The sequence below is a fragment of the Armatimonas sp. genome (assembly GCF_031410135.1).
In the GTDB taxonomy this organism is placed as follows: domain Bacteria; phylum Armatimonadota; class Armatimonadia; order Armatimonadales; family Armatimonadaceae; genus Armatimonas.
Window position 1 is genome coordinate 1 of sequence record NZ_JANNYP010000241.1, and the last position, 2,808, is coordinate 2,808.

The 2,808-nt window shown below is 55.8% G+C and carries 4 protein-coding genes and 1 pseudogene; 1 reads left to right on the forward strand and 4 read right to left on the reverse strand.

Translation table 11 applies throughout. From position 1 onward, the window contains the following. The coding region (locus tag RMO15_RS08705; protein ID WP_309710703.1) for a signal recognition particle receptor subunit alpha at nucleotides 1-313 on the reverse strand (313 nt) is incomplete at its 3' end. A gap of 240 nt (nucleotides 314-553) precedes the next feature. On the opposite strand from RMO15_RS08705, the gene RMO15_RS08710 reads away from it, so the two are divergent. After that, the gene (locus RMO15_RS08710) at nucleotides 554-1,378 is read left to right on the forward strand and encodes a hypothetical protein (protein WP_309710706.1); all 825 of its coding nucleotides are present in this window, start codon (nucleotides 554-556) and stop codon (nucleotides 1,376-1,378) included. Nucleotides 1,379-1,425: 47 nt separating this feature from the next. Here the strand turns inward: RMO15_RS08710 and RMO15_RS08715 are convergent, their stop codons facing one another. The 3 genes and pseudogenes from RMO15_RS08715 to RMO15_RS08725 all read right to left on the reverse strand — a co-directional run. Further along, entirely contained in the window at nucleotides 1,426-1,815 is a 390-nt protein-coding gene (locus tag RMO15_RS08715) for a hypothetical protein (RefSeq protein WP_309710709.1), read from the reverse strand. Between the two features lie 53 nt (nucleotides 1,816-1,868). After that, nucleotides 1,869-2,279 (reverse strand): hypothetical protein, encoded by a 411-nt coding sequence (locus tag RMO15_RS08720; protein ID WP_309710710.1) that lies wholly within the window; start codon nucleotides 2,277-2,279, stop codon nucleotides 1,869-1,871. 66 nt (nucleotides 2,280-2,345) lie between these two features. Continuing rightward, nucleotides 2,346-2,808 (reverse strand): annotated as a pseudogene (locus RMO15_RS08725) (hypothetical protein); the annotation flags it as partial.

The window sequence follows — 2,808 nt, forward strand, 5'->3', positions numbered from 1 at the left end:
CCATCGTCAGAGGAATCGCTTCGGTGAGTGGTTTGCCCTCGGCATCGGTGCCGGAGAGCGTGGCGATCATCTCCTCATGAACAAACTTGATGACCATTTGCGCGGGCTGCAAACCCTCTAGGATACCCTCGCCCAGTGCGCGCTCTTTGACCCGTGCGACGAAGTTCTTGACGACCTTGAAGTTGACATCCGCCTCAAGCAGGGCCATACGCACCTCGCGGAGCGCGGCGTCAACATCCGCCTCCGTGAGTTTTTGGTTCCCTCGTAGTTTGGCGATGGCGTTCTGAAGTTTTTCTGCGAGAGCCTCAAACATAGTCGTCTTTTCTAAAAACAGCACAAAGCCCGGCCGCCGAAGAACGGGGCCGGGCCACGGGCGCAAGGGACATTCTACCAAGTTATAGAGGCACTGTCAAATCTCGTCAAATCTGCCATGGCTTTTTTGGATTTTTTCTTTCGACCACGCAAAGAGCGCCGATCTGTCTACCTTTTGGTCTTCGGTGGGGCCATAGCATGGTGCTGTCTAAAAACAAAGACACAAAGAAAGAAAATCACCATGAAAATAACACTCCTTCGCACTTTGCTCGGAGCCGCCGCGCTGCTCTCCAGCACTGCTTTTGCCCATGCCGCTGGACCGTTTATCGCGGGTTCAAAATGGACGGGCTTTCGAGTCAGCACGGTTGGTGGTGGCATGAGCAGTGCCACTCTCAATGTCAGTAACAACCCCAACTCGGGCATTCTTAACATGACGGGCCAGAACGTGCCGGTGAGCATTAGCTGCACAGTCACGGGGGTTGTGGATCTTCAGGGCCTGGGTGTCCCTTTTGCCGGGATTCATGTCCACGGGACGGTTGCTCCCCAGGGCGGAACGTACGCGCTGGCTAGCAACTACGTCATCAATAATCTCCCCGGTGCTCACAACGACAGTGGTCGCCTGAGTCTTCTACGTGCCTACAAGCCGGTCACGGGTGGTCAGACGATTATTGGGGGCACGGCGGGCATCGGCCTCTTTCCGCCGGATCCCTGCTTAGGTACCTTCACGAGTGTCTCCGGCTTTTCAGGGCGGATGGTTCTGACACACGACCTGCCTCGCGAGATCGGTGAGCTCAATCCGCCCAGTGAGTTTGTCGGAAAAGTCTCTCTGAACGATGCGGCGTTTGCCGTCGTGGGCACGATCAATCCGATTGCCAATGCTGATGGCCGCCATAATATAGAGATGCTCGGAGAGAACCTCAATCCCACGAGCCTCCAGCCGTGCATCAAGACAGTCGGGATGCTCGTCCCCGCCGTCCGCACCAACCCGACCAGCATCTTGGGCTACTACGAGCTAATCGGCCTCCTGCGCACCGGTGACCGAGGCCGCTTCCAGATCAGTCAGTGATCTCCTCATGGGAAATCTCCCTGTTCGCGGTGCGGCAAACAGGGGGATTATTTTTTGTCACCCACCGCTCGCAGAAATCGTCCCGAGGCGATGAGAAGGAGTGAGATGGTGAGGCAAATCCCCTGTACCTGGAGCTGTTCGGTATTGTTCCAGGGGATTCCTAGGCGTTGCTGGAGCATCGCTTGGCTAATCATGAGTGCTGTCACGGACACGGCACCCAACCACTGGCACCAAGCCGCGACTTGTGGCTTGCTCAGGGATACGAGTAGACCCGTTAGTCCTGCGAGTAGGACAAGAGAGAGCGAGCCGAAGACGGCGAGTGTTGTCTCTATTGATTCTCCAGGAAGAGCCATGGACACGAAAACGATCACCATAAGAACTCCCACAGGCACCAACAGTAAGTTGAGCAAGAGAACCATCCATTCTCCGATACTCATCTTCTCTTCGAACTCTTTGGATGAACGAGGTTTTGGCTTTTGTTGGGCTTGCATCAGTTGTCACTCCGTTTGAGAAGCCAGGTAGACCAGGCAAAGTAGACACTCAGGATGAGGAGAGATCCTAGGACAAAGAAATCCATGACGACGCGAATGTACGGGTCTCCGATGGGAAAGCCTGTTGTCGTTAGGACGATATAGCAAATTAGTGCAAGGAAGGCTAGCACAGTAAGAAGTGCCTGAGTGATGAGGGCGAGCTGTCGCCGTTTTAGGGCGATCCCAAGAGCTGCGCAAATTATCAAACTGCCCGGCACACCAAAGCTAAGCAGTTTCCACCCGACCATTTTGTTTTCAACCACCATCAACAGAAAACTCAGTCCCAGAAAGACATTGAGGACGATGAGACAAACCTCGCCCATATGGAGCCGTCGCTGTGAAGAGAACTGCTGTAATGGCGCCTTTTTCATGAATCATTGTCCCCCGATTGAAAGCAGGGGATGCTTTCAATCGGGGGATTGGGTATCCGAGAAACGCTATTTGTAGGTGGGGAGCTTCCAGGGCTTGCGGTACTCGCGCCAGTACGAGGTGGTATTGCGCCCGGCCTTGCCCACGAGGTCCATCTTGGTCTTGTCGAAATGGACGGTCTCGCCGCACAGGTACGCGATATTGGCAAGATGGCAGACGGCAGTAGTCTGGGCCATGGACGCGAGACTGGAGCGGGTCTGGGTGCGGGTGCGGACGCCATCGAGCCAGTTTTGCCAGTGGTCGTTGACGCCAGGGGCACTCTCTTTGGGGATGAGGTCGCCGTTTGCCGCATGCACACTCCAGCCGCCGCGCCAGACACGGACAAACTTGCCATCGGCAGCCACAAACTCGACGCCACAGTCCGGCTTATCGGGGTAGTCGCGGCCCGTGGACCAGGTCATGATGAAGTCCGGGCTCTTGAAGTGGAAGATCGCCTCCACGGTATCGGGAGCCGTGCGGCCATCATTTGGG

Coding starts and splice junctions, on each gene's coding strand:
- RMO15_RS08710 (WP_309710706.1), top strand. CDS start 554: ATGAAAATAACACTCCTTCGCACTTTGCTCGGAGCCGCCGCGCTGCTC.
- RMO15_RS08715 (WP_309710709.1), bottom strand. CDS start 1,815: ATGAGTATCGGAGAATGGATGGTTCTCTTGCTCAACTTACTGTTGGTG.
- RMO15_RS08720 (WP_309710710.1), bottom strand. CDS start 2,279: ATGAAAAAGGCGCCATTACAGCAGTTCTCTTCACAGCGACGGCTCCAT.